Source organism: Arthrobacter sp. SLBN-112 (assembly GCF_006715225.1).
Classification (GTDB): Bacteria; Actinomycetota; Actinomycetes; order Actinomycetales; family Micrococcaceae; genus Arthrobacter.
Genome location: NZ_VFMU01000001.1, coordinates 1,652,423 through 1,668,861, shown reverse-complemented (window position 1 = coordinate 1,668,861; position 16,439 = coordinate 1,652,423). Strand labels below are relative to the sequence as shown.

Below are 16,439 nucleotides of genomic sequence, written 5' to 3'. Positions count from 1 at the left end.
AGCGGGCCCGTTGTACGGGCCCGCTTTTGGTGTCTGTGAGCTATTTTGCCGGGGACGCCGGCTTCTGGTTGTTCCCCTGGCTTCCGCCCTGGCCTTTGCCGGGCACGGCGTCTCCAGCCCCCGCGGACCCTGCCGCTTTCTGGGCCGTCCCGGCTGGCGCCGCGCCGGCCGGGTCCGCACCGCCTACCGCAGCATCCGGTGCCGGCGCCCCGGCCTTGTCCGTTCCGGCCACAGCCGGGCCCGCCGGTGTTCCTGCGGCCGCAGCCGCTCCACTGCCATCCTTGCTGCCGCCGGTTCCGGCCAGTCCAGCAGCCCCGGCGGGCCCGGCCGCGCACTTCCCGAAGCCTGCACCCGCGTCGTGCATAACCGGGCCAAGGCACGCCGGCGCGTCCGTGTAACCGGCCAGGCCGGCAGGACCCTGCAGAAGGCGGAACGCGGTGCTTCCCTGATGGGCGGCCCCGTGCAGCGCCGGAGTTGAGGCGGTGGCGGCAGAGTCCACATCTGCGTCCACCTCTGCCGCCGGGTTGCCGGCGGCGTTACCGGTGGGTTTGCTCCACGGCGTCCAGTCCTCCATCAACTGCTCTATGGCGCTGTTTCCCGGAGCGGTGGAGCTGGCAGCTACTCCCCCAACACCCAGCCCCATCCCGGCCACCAGGACCAGGCCCAGTGCAGTGGGGCGGTGCCGGCGGCGGCGACGGGCGAGTTCATCGTCCGGCAGGTCATCGGACGGCTGGTCATCGGACGGTGCATCACCCGGCTCTTCAGCGGGGCGCCCATCGGAAGCAGTCTCCTTTGCCGCACTGCCGGTGGCAAGCAGCGCCGCGAGCTCCCCGGTAGGTGCCGGAGCGGACAGCGAAGCCAGGGTACCCAGCGTGACCAGGGCGTCCCGAAGTTCCGCGTCCTGGCCCAGGCCGGCGTCCTGGAGCATATCGTCAACGAGCATGACGAGGTTGTCCGAAGCGGATGTCATGGCGTGAAATACTCCCTCACTGCCGCAAGTTCCCGGAGTTTCAGCAGTGCGCGCCGCTGGAGCTGCTTCACGGCGCCGGCGCTCTTGTTGATGGTCTCCGCTGTCTGTTCCACCGTCAGCCCGCCCACCAGGCGCAGCGACAGCACTTCACGCTGGTCCTGGGGCAGGCCGTCCAGCAGCCCCAGGATCTCCTGGGGTGAGATGCGCTGCAGTGCTTGTTTTTCCGCTGAGCTGTCCTGGCGCTGGTCAAGCTCCGGCTCGAACGGCAGCTTGACCGGGCTTCGGCTTTGGCGGCGGTGGTCGTCCACCATCCGTGCATGGGCAACCGAAAAGATGAAGGTGCGCAGCCCCGCATCTCCCCCGTGCACAGTGTCGAGCCGGGGCAGGACCGAAAGAAACACTTCCTGCATGGCGGCCTCCGGATCCTCTACTCCCCGGGCGGTGAGATAGCCCAGTACCTGCGACGCGTATGTCTTGTAGACGAGGCTGAAGGCAGGGGTCCCGGGAGCTGGCTGGTCCGGAGCCTCATCTGTCTGTGCATCGGTCACTGACGTAGTGCTTTCCGTCAAGGAGGGGTTGGCAAGGCAGGCGTTCAGTACATCCGGAACGCTGACCCTACTTTACCCTTCAGTAACTACCGCTGCCGGAACCGCCACGGCGCCGGGTAAAGGGCCGTTACCGGATCCGGTGTGTGCTGCCGGTTGCGCGGAAAGACAAAAGAGCCGGTCTGGAACGTGATGGGGGACAGGTTCCAGACCGGCACTTCATAGGGGTAATCGCTGCGCACCTCCAAAGGGTTACGCGAGATCAAAGAAATTTTTTATGGTTTGTTCCGCGGCTGTCATCGGGCAGCGGCCCTGGTCCACCGGGGCAGCGTCGCCTGCCGGCGCGGTGCCTTTGCCAGCGCGAACGGGTTCAACTTCGCGGGCATGCGCTCCTCGCTGCATACGGGTACGACGGCGGCGGGCGGCTCCGCGGAAACGGCGGCAGCAGCCGCAGCGGGCGCCGTCGCGGGACGCGCCGCGGCCCCGCCGGGACAGAGGTCCGTGACCAAACCGGTGCCGGCACACTCGCGGACAGCAGCAATACCGGCCGCGAGGGCCTGCTTGTCCTGGTACGGCCCGGACACCGCCACCACGGCGCCGTCCGCGGCCAGGAGCCGGAACCGGAAAAAGGAATCAGCGTCGATAAATGCTTCAAATTTTCCGGCCATGACGGTCCTTCCTTGGGCACCAGATGGGGGTACTAATGAGTCTCACCGGTGCGCTTGCAGCCTCACAAGACCGTGCGCGTTAAGCCTGTGTAAATTGCTTACCACCCGGCAGGAACAACCCATGACGCGAAAACGGCAGGCCACCTGCAAAGGTGGCCCGCCGCCGTCGTCATTCTGCCCTGGATGGGCGTGTCAGTCGTTGATGAGGTCGTTCACCACGATGGTCTGGTCCCGGTCCGGGCCCACGCCGATGGCGGAGAAGCGGGTTCCGGAGAGCTTCTCCAGCGCCAGCACGTAGTTCCGGGCGTTCTCCGGCAGGTCAGCCAGGGTGCGGGCGCCGGTGATGTCCTCGGTCCAGCCCTCGAAGTACTCGAAGATGGGCTTGGCGTGGTGGAACTCGGTCTGCGTCATGGGCATTTCGTCGTGCCGGACACCGTCCACGTCGTAGGCCACGCAAACGGGGATCTGCTCGATGCCGGTGAGCACGTCCAGCTTGGTGACGAAGTAGTCCGTGAAGCCGTTCACGCGTGAAGCGTGGCGGGCCAGGACGGCGTCGTACCAGCCGCAGCGGCGCGGGCGGCCCGTGTTGACGCCGAATTCGCCGCCGGTCTTCTGCAGGTAGACGCCCATCTCGTCGAAGAGTTCCGTGGGGAACGGTCCGGCGCCAACACGGGTGGTGTAGGCCTTGATAATGCCGATCGAGCGCGAAATGCGGGTGGGGCCGATGCCGGAGCCCACTGACGCGCCGCCGGCGGTGGGGTTGGAGGAGGTGACGAACGGGTAGGTGCCGTGGTCCACGTCCAGGAACGTCGCCTGGCCGCCTTCCATGAGCACTACCTTGCCCTCGTCCAGGGCCGTGTTCAGGACCAGGGTGCTGTCGATGACCAGCGGACGGAGCCGGTCCGCGAAGGACAGGAAGTACTCCACGATCTCGTCCACCACCACGCCGCGGCGGTTATAGACCTTGACCAGCAGTTCGTTCTTCTGGCGCAGCGAGCCTTCCACCTTCTGGCGGAGGATGGACTCGTCAAAGACGTCCTGGACGCGGATGCCCAGGCGGGCCACCTTGTCCATGTAGGCGGGGCCGATGCCCCGGCCGGTGGTTCCGATGGCGCGGCTGCCCAGGAAGCGCTCAGTCACCTTGTCCAGGACCTGGTGGTACGGGGCCACCAGGTGGGCGTTCGCGGAGACGCGGAGCTTTGAGGTATCGGCGCCGCGGGCCTGCAGGCCCTCAATCTCCTGGAAGAGGGCCTCGAGGTTCACCACGCAGCCGTTGCCGATGATGGGAACAGCATTGGGGCTGAGGATGCCGGCCGGCAGCAGCTTGAGTTCGTACTTTTCACCGCCTACGACGACGGTGTGCCCGGCGTTGTTGCCGCCGTTGGGCTTGACGACGTAGTCAACGCGGCCGCCCAGAAGGTCGGTGGCCTTGCCTTTTCCTTCGTCGCCCCACTGGGCTCCTACGATCACAATTGCTGGCATGGGATCCTCCCCCATTCGTTCGGGCTGCCCGGGTCCTGCCACCTGGTGGCGGGCCCATGCTGCACCGTTCATGAGAATGCCCCGAATCGACCGGTCTTCGCTGGTCCGCAGGGCGGCACGGCGAAGCAAGAGTTCCGGGGCTCTTACCACCCAAGTTTAGCCGATGGGACACTTTGTCCACGGTTGGGGCCCGCCGCGGCCCTTGCGGAAGAAAGGACCGCGGCGGCGCCGAGCCGTTACTCGTCTTCCGCTTCCCCTGCAGGCCGGGACGTCTGCTCGGCAAGCGTGTCCCAGAAGGAGGTGTCGGCGTCGGCAATTGATCCATCCGCGATGGCCGCGGCAGTGGAGGTCAGTGTGGTGACCGTCTGCTGGATCAGGTAGCCGTTGCTTCGCTGCCCCAGCGCATACCCGTCCAGGTAGTGGTCCGACATGCCGCGCATCTCGAAGAGCAGGGTGGCAATTCCGTATTCCACCGAAAGGCCGTTGCGGCTGATGGTCTCGGCGCTGCCGCCCTGGTACTTGCCCAGGTGGCCCCAGCCGGTGGAGTCGACGTTGTTGAAGACCACGGCGCCGAGCTGCTTGGATTTCTCCACGACCGCGGGGTCGGCGTTCGGGGTGGTGGGATACAGGATGGAGCCGGAGACCAGCTTTCCGTCCCGCTCGGCCCGCGTGCCCTGGTGGTGCAAATCGATCATGTAGTCGATGCGGTACTTGCGCATCACGTTATTGTGCAGCGCCTGGGTTTCCGGCTGGATCTTGGCCACGTGATCCCGGTTCAGGTCCACACCTTCCGCGTTGTAGCGGGTGAGGTGGCGGTCCCCCTTGGCCAGGTAGTCCTCCAGGGAGAAGTTGACGTCCCCCATGGCGCCGTCCGCATTGAGCATGGGCACGATCAGGATGTTCACGCCGTCCAGGATGCCCGCAGACTTTCCTGTCCCCAGGTGCTTGATGAACTCCATGGCGCCTTCGGTGGTGAGCTGTTCGTTGCCGTGCTGCTGGGTGAGGTACAGGATGGTGGGCTTGGCCGGATCGGAGATGTACTTGACCAGGTGGATGTCCCGGCCCTTGACGGTCTGGCCGATGACCTCCAGCTCCATGGCCGGCTGGCGCGCATCCTGGTCCTTCAGGAACGAGACCAGCTGGTCATACGTGGCCAGCTTCGACGTGGTGATCTGGCCATTGCCATCGTATGTGGGCCCTTCGCCCACGGCATTGGCCAGCGGCGCCGGTCCTGCCACGACGGCGAGCGCCAGGGCTCCGGTTACGGCAAGGATCCTGAAGGATTTCGTCACAGTGCGTTACCTCTTTCGAGTGCTTCGGGTACCGCGCAGCCGCTTCATCGCGGCGGCGGCATGTGACACCCAGCCAAGCAAGCCTAACGAAAACTGTCAATACGCTGGACAAAACCTGAAAGCACGCCCATGAACAGCGAAAACACCGGGCAGCACCTTCCATTGGTGGAAGGCACCCGGCGTTTCGTTTCCCCGGGCTTGGTAAACTGGCAGAGGTCGACCAGGAATCGGCCCACCCCAACTAACCACCGTTGATGATCCGCGCCGCCGTGCGCCCATTTTCACCGGTGGAAGCAACATCAATCCCCGCAGGAGAACCAGCACTTCATGACAGCCCTGGCACCCGAAACATTCCACGAACAGCTCATGAGCCGCCGCTACGAACCCAGCGTTGCCGCCGTCAATGAACTGTGCGATTCCCTGCAGGAGGCCAAGCCCGGAACCGTGGTGCCCTACGTGGACCCCATGCACGATGTGGAGGAAACCCGCATCATCAGCTTGTTCTCCAACATTGGTGAGATGGATCCGTCCGGGTTCATTACGGCCGGAGACCAGGATGCCGCTACCCGGATGCTGGGGATCCAGTGGAAGCTGGGCCTGCGCCCCGAGTTCGTCATGCCGTGGAACGTCCACCCTTGGCACGTTCCAGGCGTTGCCAACGGCAAGTTCACTCCGGACCAGATCCAGGCAGGCCTGAAGCCCCTGCTGAAGTTCCTGGCCCTGGTCCCCCGCGCCTCGGTGATCGTGGCGCACGGCACGGAGGCCAACCGCCTGGCCAACCTCCTGCTGAAGACCGAAGTGCCCCTCCTCTGGCGCCGCGGCCTGAAGACCTACAAGGTCCGCTCCCTGAGCGGCCGCGCTTTCGCCGGTTCCCCGGCGCGCCAGGAGGAGTACCTGGAGGACATGCGCGCGGCGTACGCAGACGCCATGGCCCGCACGGGTATCGCCAAAGCTTAAGCAAACAGCTTCAAACAGACGACGGCGGGTGGCCACCTTTCAGGAAAGGTAGCCACCCGCCGTCGGACGTTTAAGCCAGGGGCCCTTTATTTGCCCTCGATGGCTGCCTTCGCCGTGGGGTCGGAGTCGTTCAGGAACTTCTCGATCCGCTCCGGCTCGTCAGCCTCGCCGATGGCTGCCGAGGCCCTGCCCAGGGAGTAGAGGGCCCGCAGGAAACCGCGGTTCGGCCCGTGCTCCCAGGGGATGGGGCCCACACCGCGCCAGCCGTTGCGGCGCAGCGCGTCCAGTCCACGGTGGTAACCCACCCGGGCGTAGGCGTAGGAGTCGATGGTGCGGCCCTCTGTCCACGCCTCCTCGGCCAGGACGGCCCACAAGAGGGAGGACGTGGGGTGCTTCGCCACCAGGTCCAGGGCCTCGTGGCCGGCCTCAAGCTGCCCGTACACCTCGGTTTCGGCGGGCAGGAGCGTGGGCTCCGGCCCCATCAGGTTCCGGCGGAACTCGTCCGACATTTAGAAGGTCTTTCCGGCCGAACCGAGCTGCTTGGTGGCTTCCACCACGCGGGCTGCCAGGCCGGCTTCGGCGGAAGCGCCCCACACGCGGGGGTCGTAGGTCTTCTTGTTGCCCACTTCGCCGTCCACCTTCAGGACGCCGTCGTAGTTCTTGAACATGTGGTCGGCCACGGGACGCGTGTAGGCGTACTGGGTGTCCGTGTCGATGTTCATCTTGATGGTGCCGTAGGAGACGGCGTCGGCGATTTCCTGGTCGGAGGAGCCGGAGCCGCCGTGGAAGACCAGGTCGAACGGGTTCTCCTTGCCGATCTTCGAGCCCACCTGCGCCTGGATGTCCTTGAGGATCTCCGGGCGGAGCTTGACGCCGCCGGGCTTGTAGACGCCGTGGACGTTGCCGAAGGTCAGGGCCGTGATGTAGCGGCCGTTCTCGCCGGAGCCGAGGGCGTCGATGGTGGCCAGGGCGTCTTCCACCGTGGTGTACAGCTTGTCATTGATGGCGTTTTCGACGCCGTCTTCCTCCCCGCCCACTGTGCCGATTTCCACCTCAAGGATCATCTTGGCGGCAGCAGTGCGGGCCAGGAGGTCGCGGGCGATGCGCAGGTTCTCCTGCAGGGTCTCTGCAGAGCCGTCCCACATGTGGGAGTTGAACAGCGGGTTGCGGCCAGCCTTGACCTCAGCCTCGGAAGCCTCGAGCAGGGGCAGGACGAAACCGTCCAGCTTGTCCTTGGGGCAGTGGTCCGTGTGCAGGGCGACGTTGACGCCGTAGTTCTTCGCGACTTCCCGGGCGAAGGCTGCGAAGCCGAGGGAACCGGCAACCATGTCCTTGGTGGATGCGCCGGACCAGTAGGCGGCGCCGCCGGTGGAAACCTGGACGATACCGTCGGACTCCGCCTCGGCGAACCCGCGGAGCGCTGCGTTCAGCGTCTGCGAGGACGTGACGTTAACGGCCGGGTATGCGAAGCCGCCCGCCTTGGCGCGGTCGATCATTTCGGAGTAGATCTCTGGGGTTGCAATGGGCATGCTGGCTCCTCTGCTGAGTTTCGTCTGTGGGTGGAAGACCCTCAAGTAGACCGCTTACGGCTAGGCACCATCCTAGCCATTCCCGGGGCGGGAGGGTGTTTCGGGTCACCGCGCAGTAACACTCAGACGTGCTGGTTGAACACGTGCCGGCGGATCCAGGCGTGCATGGCGATGGCGGCCGCGGAGGCCGCGTTGATGGAGCGGGTGGAGCCGAACTGCTCGATGGACAGGGTGGCGGCGGCGGCCTGGTGGACTTCCGGAGTCAGCCCTGGGCCTTCCTGCCCGAATACCAGCACGCAGTCGCGCGGCAGCTCGTACGTCTCCAGCGGGACCGAATCCGGGAAGATGTCGATGCCGATGATGGCCAGCCCCTCCCCCTGCGCCCACTGGACGAAGTCCTCCACGGTGGGGTGGTGGCGGACGTGCTGGTAACGGTCGGTGACCATGGCGCCGCGCCGGTTCCACCGCCGCCGGCCAATGATGTGCACCTCTTTGGCGAGGAAGGCGTTGGCGGTGCGCACCACCGTGCCGATGTTCAGGTCGTGCTGCCAGTTCTCGATGGCCACGTGGAAGTTGTGCCGCCGGGAGTCGAGTTCCGCCACGATCGCCTCGTGCTTCCAGTAGCGGTACTTGTCCAGGACATTGCGGCGGTCGCCGTCGGCCAGGAGGTCGGGATCCCAGTGGTCGCCTTGGGGCAGTTCCCCTTCCCAGGGCCCGACGCCGACCTCCGCCTTTGCGGGTTCGGCCTCCCCGGGCTCGTGGCGGGGTTCGTCTGGCAGGCCGGGCGTCTGGTTCACCCCTCAACACTAGACTGGACCACTGGAGCATTCATCACCGGTGGAGGTAGTTGTGGCAGAAGAAGACCAGGTAGCAGGAAACCCCGCGGTTTACCGCAGCGGCCAGGAGATTGAGTGCTGGCTGACGGACATGGACGGCGTCCTGGTCCACGAGAACCAGCCCATCCCCGGCGCCGCAGAGCTGATCCAGCGGTGGGTGGATACGTCCAAGCGCTTCCTGGTGCTGACCAACAACTCCATCTTCACCCCGCGTGACCTGGCCGCCCGGCTGCGGTCCTCGGGCCTGGAGATCCCGGAGGAGAACATCTGGACCTCGGCGCTGGCCACGGCCCAGTTCCTGAAGGACCAGGTGTCAGCAGGCGGCGCGGAATCCGGGAACCGCGCCTATACGATCGGCGAGGCGGGGCTTACGACGGCGCTGCACGAGGCAGGCTTCATCCTCACCGACCAGAACCCGGACTTCGTGGTGCTCGGCGAGACGCGTACCTACTCCTTTGAGGCGATCACCATGGCCATCCGACTGATCCTGGCGGGGGCCCGGTTCATCGCCACCAACCCGGACGCCACGGGCCCGTCCAAGGATGGCCCCATGCCCGCCACCGGCGCCATCGCGGCCCTGATCACCAAGGCCACCGGCCGTGAGCCGTACATTGTGGGCAAACCGAACCCCATGATGTTCCGTTCCGCCATGAACCAGATCGACGCGCATTCCGAGACCACCGCCATGATCGGTGACCGCATGGACACGGATATCATCGCCGGCATGGAGGCGGGCCTGCACACCGTCCTGGTCCTCAGCGGCATCACGCACAAGGACGACATCGCCGCCTATCCATTCCGGCCCAACCAGGTGCTGAACTCGGTGGCGGACCTGAAGAACCAGATCTAGAAGATGCTCACCCGGGTTCCGCCCCGGGGCAGGGGGAAGAACCCGTCCAGGAGCTCCGTCACCAGGGGCCGGTAGATCTGCGGATTCCAGCCGGGGCTGGCGTGGGCAGGGGCGGCACCGGTGGTCTGCAGGTTGCTTGAGACCATGTTGTCCTTGAACACCACCGCCCAGGTTTCCGCTGCGGTTTCATAATCGACGGTTTTGTCCTTGGGGTTGCCGAGGTAGGCCATCTTTGCGGTCCCCAGCTTCCCGGCGAACTGGCTTCCCTCGAAGTGGTAGATGTAGGCGGACTCGGTCTGGACCAGCACGTTCGACGGCGCGATCGGGGACAGCTGCTCCAGCGTCTGGTCCAGGATCTGGCGCCAGCTCCGTTCGTCCTTGTGGATGATGCGCTCCCCCAGCTCATACCCCCCGCGCAGCGTGGACGGAAACCTGACGCCGCGCTCGTAAAGGAACACCACGCCGTCGAACCAGCTCTGGTCCAGGACGTCGTGGGCGCTGTAGGGACTGGAGTCCAGCAGGATGAACTGCACCTGGACTCCCCTCAGGGCAAGCAGCCGGGCGGCCACCTGGGTGGCGAGCATGCCGCCAAAGCTGTGCCCGTAGAAGAACAGCTTGATGATCTTCTCAGCGGTGATGTAGTCGGTGATCGCGTTGACCACCTCGGTGATGTTCAGCCCCAGGTTGGAATACCCGACGGCGGCGAGCCGGGCGCGCTTGTTCAGCGCCCCGCGCATGGTGTTGAGGATCCACTGGGCCTCTTCCCAGCTGGTCTTGTACCCCGGGAACAGGAACCAGCTGGCATCCGGGTAGTAGGCGTCGGCAAAGTCGTCCGCAACGCTGAGGATCCTGGTGGTGCGCCGCTGGGACTGGACCTCCCGGGTCAACAGCATGTCGGCAGCGAGCAGCCCCGATGCCCCCGCGCCGGCAAGGAACGTGCGGCGTGAGAAGCGTTTAAGGGCAGCCGCCTCCGACAGGAGCCGGGTACCGGATACCCCACGCCGGCTCTGCGGATTGACCTCCCCCTCATACGGCACACTCCTACCGTAAGCCCACCCAAACGTGCCTCCGCAACGGGCGGGTGCAACCCTTGGGTAACGCAGGGGTCAGCTGGCCGCCTGGCCTTCCGTGGCCGGGAGGGGGGACGACGGTTCCTGCTGGCGGCGGTGGATCTCCAGGCCGATGTCGTTATAGCGGCCCAGCAGGTCCGCACTGTCCTGGGTCTGCGGACTGTCAAGCAGCGCGAAGAGCGCGTCACTGGCTGCAAGGAGCTCGTCGTTCGAGTATTCCGTGAGTGGCCGGCCGTACAGCTCCTCGATCCACATGACGGGCAGGTGCGGATACTCTCCGGCGAAGCGGCCGCCAGGGAACAGTTCCCGGATGTCATCGTCCATGGGCAGCCGCTGGTCACCGGAGGGACCGCCCAGGGAAGCGGTCCGTGCAACGGGTGTCAGCTGGAGGGAAACCCCGGCGCCGCCACCGGCCAGGGTGTTGGCGTCCAGCACATTCAGGTCACTGCGCAGTCCGGACAAGGCGGAGGACTCCACAAGCCCGGCCTGCGACAGGTCGACGCAGATGTGGCAGCGGATGCCCATTCGCCGGACACGGCGGATGATGTGCACCAGGTGGGGACGGGAACCACAATTCAGGCTCCCCCGGACTTCGATCCGGACGACGTCTGCGGGGACGTCAAAGTTGACAACTGCGTCTAATGCTCGATCCATAGGTACTCCAAAAGAGGTCTATGGCCGACGGCTCAACCTCCGCAAGCGTAACCGTCACGGGAGTCCCGGCACAACCCGTCCTTTATCGGCGGGCGCCGTGGCTTACTTTGCCCGGTTCCTCGTAGTGCGTCCGGGCACCGGCACCGCCCACCGAATCGACGATGGACTTCGCGATGTCACGAAGCTTGGTATTGCTGTTGCTGGACGCCTCGGTGAGGATCTGGACGGCCGTTTCCTGGCTGCAGCGGTTCTGTGCCATGACGATGCCAATGGCGATGTCGATGATGGTGCGGGACTCCAGTGTGGCACGCAGGTTCGACGCGCTGTCCGCGTGCAGTGAGAACCGGACGGCAAGGCGCAGGGCCTGTGAAATCTCCCGTGTGAAGTCGCGGGCCCTTGCCGCGGCGTTCCCCTCGAATTTACGGGGAACATCGGAATAGAGGTTCAAGGCCGCCTTGGCCTCGCCCTGCAGGGTGAACGGGAGGGAGAGCACCGAACGCAGCCCGTGGGACGCCACGGCTGTGGCGTAATCGGGGCCCCACCGGTTCTCCTGCAGGAGGTCGGGAACGTGGACTTCGCGTTCCTCTTCCGCCGCGGTCAGGCAGGGACCTTGGGACAGTGAGTATTGGATTTCGTCCACTTCCCGGGCCGAGTCGCTGCTCCAGCCGATGGTGGCGGCCTTGCGGTCGCGGAGCAGGGTGATCCCGCACAGGGCGTCGTCTCCCTCGCCGGCCATCTGGTGGGCGGAGAAACGGGCCAGTTCGTTGAGGAAGTCCTCGAAGTCGGCGCTTTCCAGGATGAGGTTCTGGACCTGGTCGGTGGCGCTCAAAGGCTGTTGTGGGGGGAGCAAAATGGGTGGTCTCCAAGCAACTGAAAAGTGTTAACGCATATCATAAAACAGCGCCAACAGCCCAGCCAACTGCCAGCCGCTTGCGGCCCCCGGACTCCTGCCCGGGGGCCCTGCAGGTTTAAGCCAGTCCCAGTTCGTCCTTGCCGAACGCGAACAGGTACGGCACGCCTGTTTCGGCTTCGATTTTTTCCTTGGCACCGGTATCCCGGTCCACGATCACGGCCACCGCCACGACGTTGCCGCCGGCTTTCCGGACGCCTTCCACTGCGGTCAGCGCCGACCCGCCGGTTGTGGAGGTGTCCTCCAGGACCAGGACCTTGCGGCCCTCGACCGAGGGGCCCTCCACCTGGCGGCCCATGCCGTAGGACTTCTGGGCCTTGCGGACCACGAACGCATCAACGGCCCTGCCGGCATCAGCGGCAGCATGCATCACGGCAGTGCCCACGGGGTCGGCGCCCATGGTCAGTCCGCCCGCGCACTCAAAGTCGATCCCGGCGTCGTCCGCCAGTGCAAGCATTACCTGGCCCACCAGCTTGGACGCCTCGTGGTGCAGGGTGATGCGGCGCAGGTCGATGTAGTAGTCAGCCTCGGCTCCGCTCGAGAGGATCACCTTGCCGCGGACCACGGCGAGTTCCTTGATGAGTTCGAGCAGGCGGGCGCGGGCAGCTGCGGTGTCGACCGCAGTGTCAGTGGGCGAAGTCATGGGCTCAAGTTTAGTGGGTGGGCCGACGGTGAGCGGGCGGGCAAAGCCCGGTGCATGCTCGGGGCGCGGCCCGAAGGCGATGACGCGCGGCAGGACACGCTTAACCACCGGGTTGTGGCGCAGGATGAAGAAGGCCAGCCGCTGGATGGAGAACCCGTTGCGGGCACGATCGCGGGCCAGGACCCCACTCGACAATCTGCCGGCGAAGAGCGGAACAAACACTACCCGGTGCATGATCCGCTGCACGGTTTGGACCATGACCGTGGGCATGCTGCGGCGGCGCTGGATCGCGGCAAGGGTCCGGGTCCGCACCTGGCCCCGGCGCAGGTCGGGTGCAAGCCGTTCCGCGGCGGCCACGGCGTCCTGGATGGCCAGGTTGATGCCCACTCCCCCGGCCGGTGACATTGCATGGGCGGCGTCCCCGATGCACAGGAAACCGTCGGTGTACCAGCGCCGCAGGCGGTTCAGTTTTACGTCCAGCCAATGCAGGTCATCCAGGCTGCGGATCGAATCAACGCGGTCGGCGAGGTCCGGACGAAGTGCCGCCACGCGCTGCCGGAACCGTTCCACGCCGCCGGCCCTGATCCTGGCGTCCGAGCCCTTGGGAGCGAGATACCCCAGCTGATAGTAATCGGTGCGGTTGAGGGCAATCATGGCGTCCCGGTCGCCCAGTGACGGCACCACACCGGCCACTTCGCCCTGCTCGGAAGCGTGGCGCGGGAGCCTGAACCACCAGGTGTCGAACGGCACTGGAAACTCCCTGGTGCGCATTCCCGCCGCTTGGCGCAGCACTGAATGCCGGCCGTCCGCGGCCACCACCACCTCTGCGTGGAGGACGCGTTCGGCCCCGCCGGCGTCGCGGTAGCGCACGCCGGTGACCCGGCCGCCGTCGAACTCCAGGCCGGTGGCCCCGCTCTCCATGAGGAGCGTAAATGTCGGTTCCCCAGCGGCAGCGGAGGCGAGGAAATCCAGGAAGTCCCATTGGGGCATCATGGCCACGTAGTTGTACGGGGGCTTCAAGGAGTCGAAGGCTGCCAGGGTGACCAGCCCGGCCCCCGGGACCGGGACGGCCACGCTGGTCAGCCGGCTTTGCGGCAGGCTGCGGAACCCGGTGCCCAGGCCGAGTTCGTCGATCAGGCGGATGGTGGAGGCATGCACCGTGTCGCCGCGGAAATCGCGCAGGAAGTCGCGGTGCTTCTCCAGGACCGTCACGTGCACCCCGGCCCGCGCCAGCAAAAGCCCCAGCATCATTCCCGCTGGGCCCCCGCCCACCACGGCACACCCTGTCCGCTCCATGCGTTTACGCTACGCCCCCGGACGGGCCGCCCGGAACAGTTGAGGGTTGTTGACTGCGCTGGCTAGGCTGGACCACATGCGCGAACTCCAGGCCAAGATCATTGAAGAAATGGGCGTTCAGCCCCGGATCGATCCCGCAGGGGAGGTGCGCAAACGCGTCACGTTCCTCAAGGAATACCTGAAGGCAACCCACACCAAGGGCTTTGTCCTGGGCATCTCCGGCGGCCTGGACTCCTCCCTGGCCGGAAAGCTGGCACAGCTGGCGGTGGATGAGCTTGAGGCCGAAGGCGTGGACGCCAATTTCGTGGCCGTCCGCCTGCCGTACGGCGTGCAGCATGACGAGGAAGACGCCCAGGCAGCATTGGACTTCATCAAGGCCAAGACGGAATGGACGTTCAACATCTCCGCTGCAGTGGACGGTTTTGAAGACGAGTTCGAAAAGACCGCGGGCTCGGAGATCTCCGACTTCCACAAAGGCAACACCAAGGCACGCACCCGCATGATCGCCCAATATGCGTTGGCCGGCGAATTCAACTACCTGGTGCTCGGCACCGACCATGGCGCCGAGTCCGTCACCGGCTTCTTCACCAAGTACGGCGACGGCGGCGCGGACATCCTGCCCCTCTTCGGCCTCAACAAGCGGCAGAACCGCGCCCTGCTGGCTGAGCTGGGAGCGCCCGCCCGCGTCTGGGAAAAAGTGCCCACCGCCGACCTGCTCGATGACCGGCCCGGCCGCACGGACGAGGACGAGCTGGGCCTCAGCTACGACCAGATCGACGACTACCTCGAAGGCCGGGAGGTTCCGGACGCGGTTGCAGAATCGATCGAGCAGAAATACCTCCGGACCCGCCATAAGCGCACCGTGCCGGTCACCATCTTCGACACCTGGTGGAAGCACGAGGGCCCGGAGGAGCCCCGCGCCGGACTCTAGGCAGCCTCGCTCACCTTCCCCAACTTCGGGGAGCACGACGGCGGGCGGCACCGCAACAGGTGCCGCCCGCCGTCGTCGTTCCCCGCCTTTGCCGTGGAGACTCAGGGGGCGCGCCGGCCACCGCGGCCCCCGCCAAGCTGCTGCGTGATCCGGTGCGCCTCCGCCATCAGGAGGCCGCCCAGTTCCTCCTGCCGTTCCGGCTTGAAGCGCGGCTCAATGCCCGTCAACGACAACGCCCAGGCAGGTCTCCCGGAGCGGTCGAACACCGCCGCACCCATCCCCCAGCTTCCCTCCAGGACCAGCCCGGGGTTCACCGAATAGCCGGCCAGCCGGGTGCGGGCCAGGTTCTCCCGTACCAGTCCGGGCGTGTGGTTGGCGGCGAACTCGCCTGCGTGTTCGCCCCAGCGGCCCAGCAACTCCTCCTGCTCGCTTTCCGGAAGGAAGGCCATGATGGCCGTCCCGGCCGATGCGACCCCCAGCGGGAACCGGACCCCCTCATGCAGGACGAAGGAGCGGACCGGAAAGCTTCCCTCCTCACGCAGCAGGCAGACCGTCCCGGCGCCGCGGCGGATGGAGAAGAAGGCGCTCTCGCCGGTGGCCTGGGCCAGCCGCCGGAGGCTGGGCCGGGCGATGTCCTCCATGGGGAACCGCGCCGAAGCGACCGAGCCCATGAGCAGGATTTCCGGGCCCAGCACCCAGTTGCCCGTGACGGGGTCATGGTCCAGCAGGCCTTCCGCGGCAAGGGATGTCAGGAGCCGGTGGACCGTGGGACGGGTAAGGCCCGACTCCCGCACGAGGTCCACCAGCGGCATCCCCTCCGCGCTCCGGCCCACCAGCCTCATCAGCCCTGCGATCCGCGTGACCACCTGCGCGCCCTGCACTGGCATGGTCGCCATAAGCCCTCCTTGTGTCCACAATATGGATAGCTGCAATCGTACTGTCCACACTGTAAATGGGCCATCTCCGATCCTTGACAGGTACGGTGAGGCGCCCGTAGTCTCCAAATTCAGATCCCCGGTATCCACTTAGTGGACACCGCCGTGCTCGACGAGGAGACGACATGAAGAAACTCCAGGCTTCTGCCGCCGGCGCCCTGGAAGGGGCCCTGCAGGACGGCATGACCCTCGCCGTAGGAGGATTTGGCCTGAGCGGCATTCCTGCCGACCTGATTGAAGCTGTCCGTGATTCCGGCGTCCGGGACCTTACCGTGGTGTCCAACAACATGGGCGTGGACGGCAAAGGGCTGGGCATCCTGATCGAGGGAGGCCAGGTCCGCAAAGTCATTGCGTCCTATGTCGGTGAGAACAAGCTGTTCGCCGAGCAGTACCTCGCCGGCAGGCTGGAGGTGGAATTCACCCCCCAGGGCACCCTGGCTGAGCGGCTTCGCGCCGGCGGCGCCGGCATTCCGGCTTTCTACACCAAGACCGGCGTGGGCACCCTGGTTGCCGATGGCAAGCCGCACGAGGTGTTCGACGGCGAAACGTACGTCCAGGAGCGCGCCATCAGGGCCGACGTCGCGCTGGTCCATGCCCACACCGCGGACACGGACGGCAACCTCATCTACCGCTACACGGCCCGGAATTTCAACCCGGTGGTGGCCACGGCCGGGAAACTGACCATCGCCGAGGCGGAAGTGATCGTGGAGCCCGGCCACCTGGACCCTGACCACATTGTGACCCCCGGCGTCTTTGTCCAGCGGCTGGTGCGGGCCACCGACCGGATCAAGGACATCGAGCAGCGGACTGTCCGCCAGCGCGCCGGCCTGGTCTCCGCCTGACCGCAACCCCCACGCCGACCCGCCTACAC

General features: G+C 66.1%; 18 protein-coding genes and 1 pseudogene. 4 read left to right on the top strand and 15 right to left on the bottom strand.

Features of this window, described 5'->3' with window-relative positions:
• Positions 1-40: 40 nt before the first annotated feature.
• From FBY33_RS07855 to FBY33_RS07835, 6 genes are all read right to left on the bottom strand, one after another.
• Positions 41-970, bottom strand: coding sequence for a hypothetical protein (locus tag FBY33_RS07855; RefSeq protein WP_142030088.1), 930 nt, complete (start codon positions 968-970; stop codon positions 41-43).
• Positions 967-1,518: an RNA polymerase sigma factor gene (locus FBY33_RS07850; protein WP_142030087.1), complete on the bottom strand. Its 552-nt coding sequence runs from the start codon at positions 1,516-1,518 to the stop codon at positions 967-969. The genes FBY33_RS07855 and FBY33_RS07850 overlap by 4 nt, the downstream gene beginning before the upstream one ends.
• 86 nt (positions 1,519-1,604) lie before the next feature.
• A complete protein-coding gene (locus FBY33_RS20340) occupies positions 1,605-1,757 on the bottom strand; it encodes a hypothetical protein (RefSeq protein WP_160141946.1) in 153 nt (50 codons plus the stop codon).
• Positions 1,758-1,811: 54 nt separating this feature from the next.
• The gene (locus tag FBY33_RS07845) at positions 1,812-2,183 is read right to left on the bottom strand and encodes a YegP family protein (RefSeq protein WP_142030086.1); all 372 of its coding nucleotides are present in this window, start codon (positions 2,181-2,183) and stop codon (positions 1,812-1,814) included.
• Positions 2,184-2,375: 192 nt separating this feature from the next.
• Positions 2,376-3,665, bottom strand: coding sequence for an adenylosuccinate synthase (locus FBY33_RS07840; protein WP_142030085.1), 1,290 nt, complete (start codon positions 3,663-3,665; stop codon positions 2,376-2,378).
• Positions 3,666-3,901: 236 nt separating this feature from the next.
• Positions 3,902-4,957, bottom strand: coding sequence for a M14 family zinc carboxypeptidase (locus tag FBY33_RS07835; protein ID WP_142030084.1), 1,056 nt, complete (start codon positions 4,955-4,957; stop codon positions 3,902-3,904).
• Positions 4,958-5,284: 327 nt separating this feature from the next.
• Here FBY33_RS07835 and FBY33_RS07830 point away from each other — a divergent pair, with 327 nt between their 5' ends.
• Positions 5,285-5,914, top strand: a complete 630-nt coding sequence (locus FBY33_RS07830; RefSeq protein WP_142030083.1) for a uracil-DNA glycosylase — start codon at positions 5,285-5,287, stop codon at positions 5,912-5,914.
• A gap of 86 nt (positions 5,915-6,000) precedes the next feature.
• Here the strand turns inward: FBY33_RS07830 and FBY33_RS07825 are convergent, their stop codons facing one another.
• The 3 genes from FBY33_RS07825 to FBY33_RS07815 form a co-directional block, all read right to left on the bottom strand.
• Positions 6,001-6,423 (bottom strand): DUF3151 domain-containing protein, encoded by a 423-nt coding sequence (locus FBY33_RS07825; protein ID WP_142030082.1) that lies wholly within the window; start codon positions 6,421-6,423, stop codon positions 6,001-6,003.
• Entirely contained in the window at positions 6,424-7,443 is a 1,020-nt protein-coding gene (gene fbaA, locus FBY33_RS07820) for a class II fructose-bisphosphate aldolase (protein WP_142030081.1), read from the bottom strand.
• A 122-nt stretch (positions 7,444-7,565) separates the two neighbouring features.
• Complete coding sequence (locus tag FBY33_RS07815) at positions 7,566-8,240, bottom strand: TrmH family RNA methyltransferase (RefSeq protein ID WP_142030080.1); 675 nt, start codon at positions 8,238-8,240, stop codon at positions 7,566-7,568.
• A 40-nt stretch (positions 8,241-8,280) separates the two neighbouring features.
• On the opposite strand from FBY33_RS07815, the gene FBY33_RS07810 reads away from it, so the two are divergent.
• Positions 8,281-9,129: an HAD-IIA family hydrolase gene (locus FBY33_RS07810; protein ID WP_142030079.1), complete on the top strand. Its 849-nt coding sequence runs from the start codon at positions 8,281-8,283 to the stop codon at positions 9,127-9,129.
• Here FBY33_RS07810 and FBY33_RS07805 read toward each other — a convergent pair.
• From FBY33_RS07805 to FBY33_RS07790, 5 genes and pseudogenes are all read right to left on the bottom strand, one after another.
• A complete protein-coding gene (locus tag FBY33_RS07805; protein WP_142030078.1) occupies positions 9,126-10,166 on the bottom strand; it encodes a thioesterase domain-containing protein in 1,041 nt (346 codons plus the stop codon). The genes FBY33_RS07810 and FBY33_RS07805 overlap by 4 nt on opposite strands.
• Before the next feature lie 69 nt (positions 10,167-10,235).
• Complete coding sequence (locus FBY33_RS07800) at positions 10,236-10,853, bottom strand: hypothetical protein (protein ID WP_142030077.1); 618 nt, start codon at positions 10,851-10,853, stop codon at positions 10,236-10,238.
• A gap of 82 nt (positions 10,854-10,935) precedes the next feature.
• Positions 10,936-11,682 (bottom strand): GAF and ANTAR domain-containing protein, encoded by a 747-nt coding sequence (locus FBY33_RS07795; protein WP_235010483.1) that lies wholly within the window; start codon positions 11,680-11,682, stop codon positions 10,936-10,938.
• Positions 11,683-11,821: 139 nt separating this feature from the next.
• Entirely contained in the window at positions 11,822-12,406 is a 585-nt protein-coding gene (gene pyrE, locus FBY33_RS20485; RefSeq protein ID WP_200830576.1) for an orotate phosphoribosyltransferase, read from the bottom strand.
• 48 nt (positions 12,407-12,454) lie between these two features.
• A pseudogene (locus FBY33_RS07790) lies at positions 12,455-13,702 on the bottom strand (FAD-dependent oxidoreductase); the annotation flags it as partial.
• A 76-nt stretch (positions 13,703-13,778) separates the two neighbouring features.
• Between FBY33_RS07790 and nadE the strand changes: the two are divergent.
• A complete protein-coding gene (nadE, locus tag FBY33_RS07785) occupies positions 13,779-14,633 on the top strand; it encodes an ammonia-dependent NAD(+) synthetase (protein WP_142030074.1) in 855 nt (284 codons plus the stop codon).
• A 101-nt stretch (positions 14,634-14,734) separates the two neighbouring features.
• On the opposite strand, the gene FBY33_RS07780 is transcribed toward nadE, so the two are convergent.
• Positions 14,735-15,529 carry an IclR family transcriptional regulator gene (locus FBY33_RS07780; protein ID WP_142030073.1) on the bottom strand — a complete coding sequence of 265 codons (795 nt, stop codon included), beginning with the start codon at positions 15,527-15,529 and terminating at the stop codon, positions 14,735-14,737.
• Positions 15,530-15,693: 164 nt separating this feature from the next.
• Between FBY33_RS07780 and FBY33_RS07775 the strand changes: the two genes are divergently transcribed.
• Complete coding sequence (locus FBY33_RS07775) at positions 15,694-16,410, top strand: CoA transferase subunit A (RefSeq protein ID WP_142030072.1); 717 nt, start codon at positions 15,694-15,696, stop codon at positions 16,408-16,410.
• The last annotated feature ends 29 nt before the right edge of the window (positions 16,411-16,439 follow it).

Bases quoted from the DNA above. Each gene is read 5' to 3' on its own strand.
- FBY33_RS07855 (WP_142030088.1), bottom strand. From the start codon at position 970: ATGACATCCGCTTCGGACAACCTCGTCATGCTCGTTGACGATATGCTC.
- FBY33_RS07845 (WP_142030086.1), bottom strand. From the start codon at position 2,183: ATGGCCGGAAAATTTGAAGCATTTATCGACGCTGATTCCTTTTTCCGG.
- FBY33_RS07840 (WP_142030085.1), bottom strand. From the start codon at position 3,665: ATGCCAGCAATTGTGATCGTAGGAGCCCAGTGGGGCGACGAAGGAAAA.
- FBY33_RS07830 (WP_142030083.1), top strand. From the start codon at position 5,285: ATGACAGCCCTGGCACCCGAAACATTCCACGAACAGCTCATGAGCCGC.
- FBY33_RS07825 (WP_142030082.1), bottom strand. From the start codon at position 6,423: ATGTCGGACGAGTTCCGCCGGAACCTGATGGGGCCGGAGCCCACGCTC.
- fbaA (WP_142030081.1), bottom strand. From the start codon at position 7,443: ATGCCCATTGCAACCCCAGAGATCTACTCCGAAATGATCGACCGCGCC.
- FBY33_RS07800 (WP_142030077.1), bottom strand. From the start codon at position 10,853: ATGGATCGAGCATTAGACGCAGTTGTCAACTTTGACGTCCCCGCAGAC.
- pyrE (WP_200830576.1), bottom strand. From the start codon at position 12,406: ATGACTTCGCCCACTGACACTGCGGTCGACACCGCAGCTGCCCGCGCC.
- nadE (WP_142030074.1), top strand. From the start codon at position 13,779: ATGCGCGAACTCCAGGCCAAGATCATTGAAGAAATGGGCGTTCAGCCC.
- FBY33_RS07780 (WP_142030073.1), bottom strand. From the start codon at position 15,529: ATGGCGACCATGCCAGTGCAGGGCGCGCAGGTGGTCACGCGGATCGCA.
- FBY33_RS07775 (WP_142030072.1), top strand. From the start codon at position 15,694: ATGAAGAAACTCCAGGCTTCTGCCGCCGGCGCCCTGGAAGGGGCCCTG.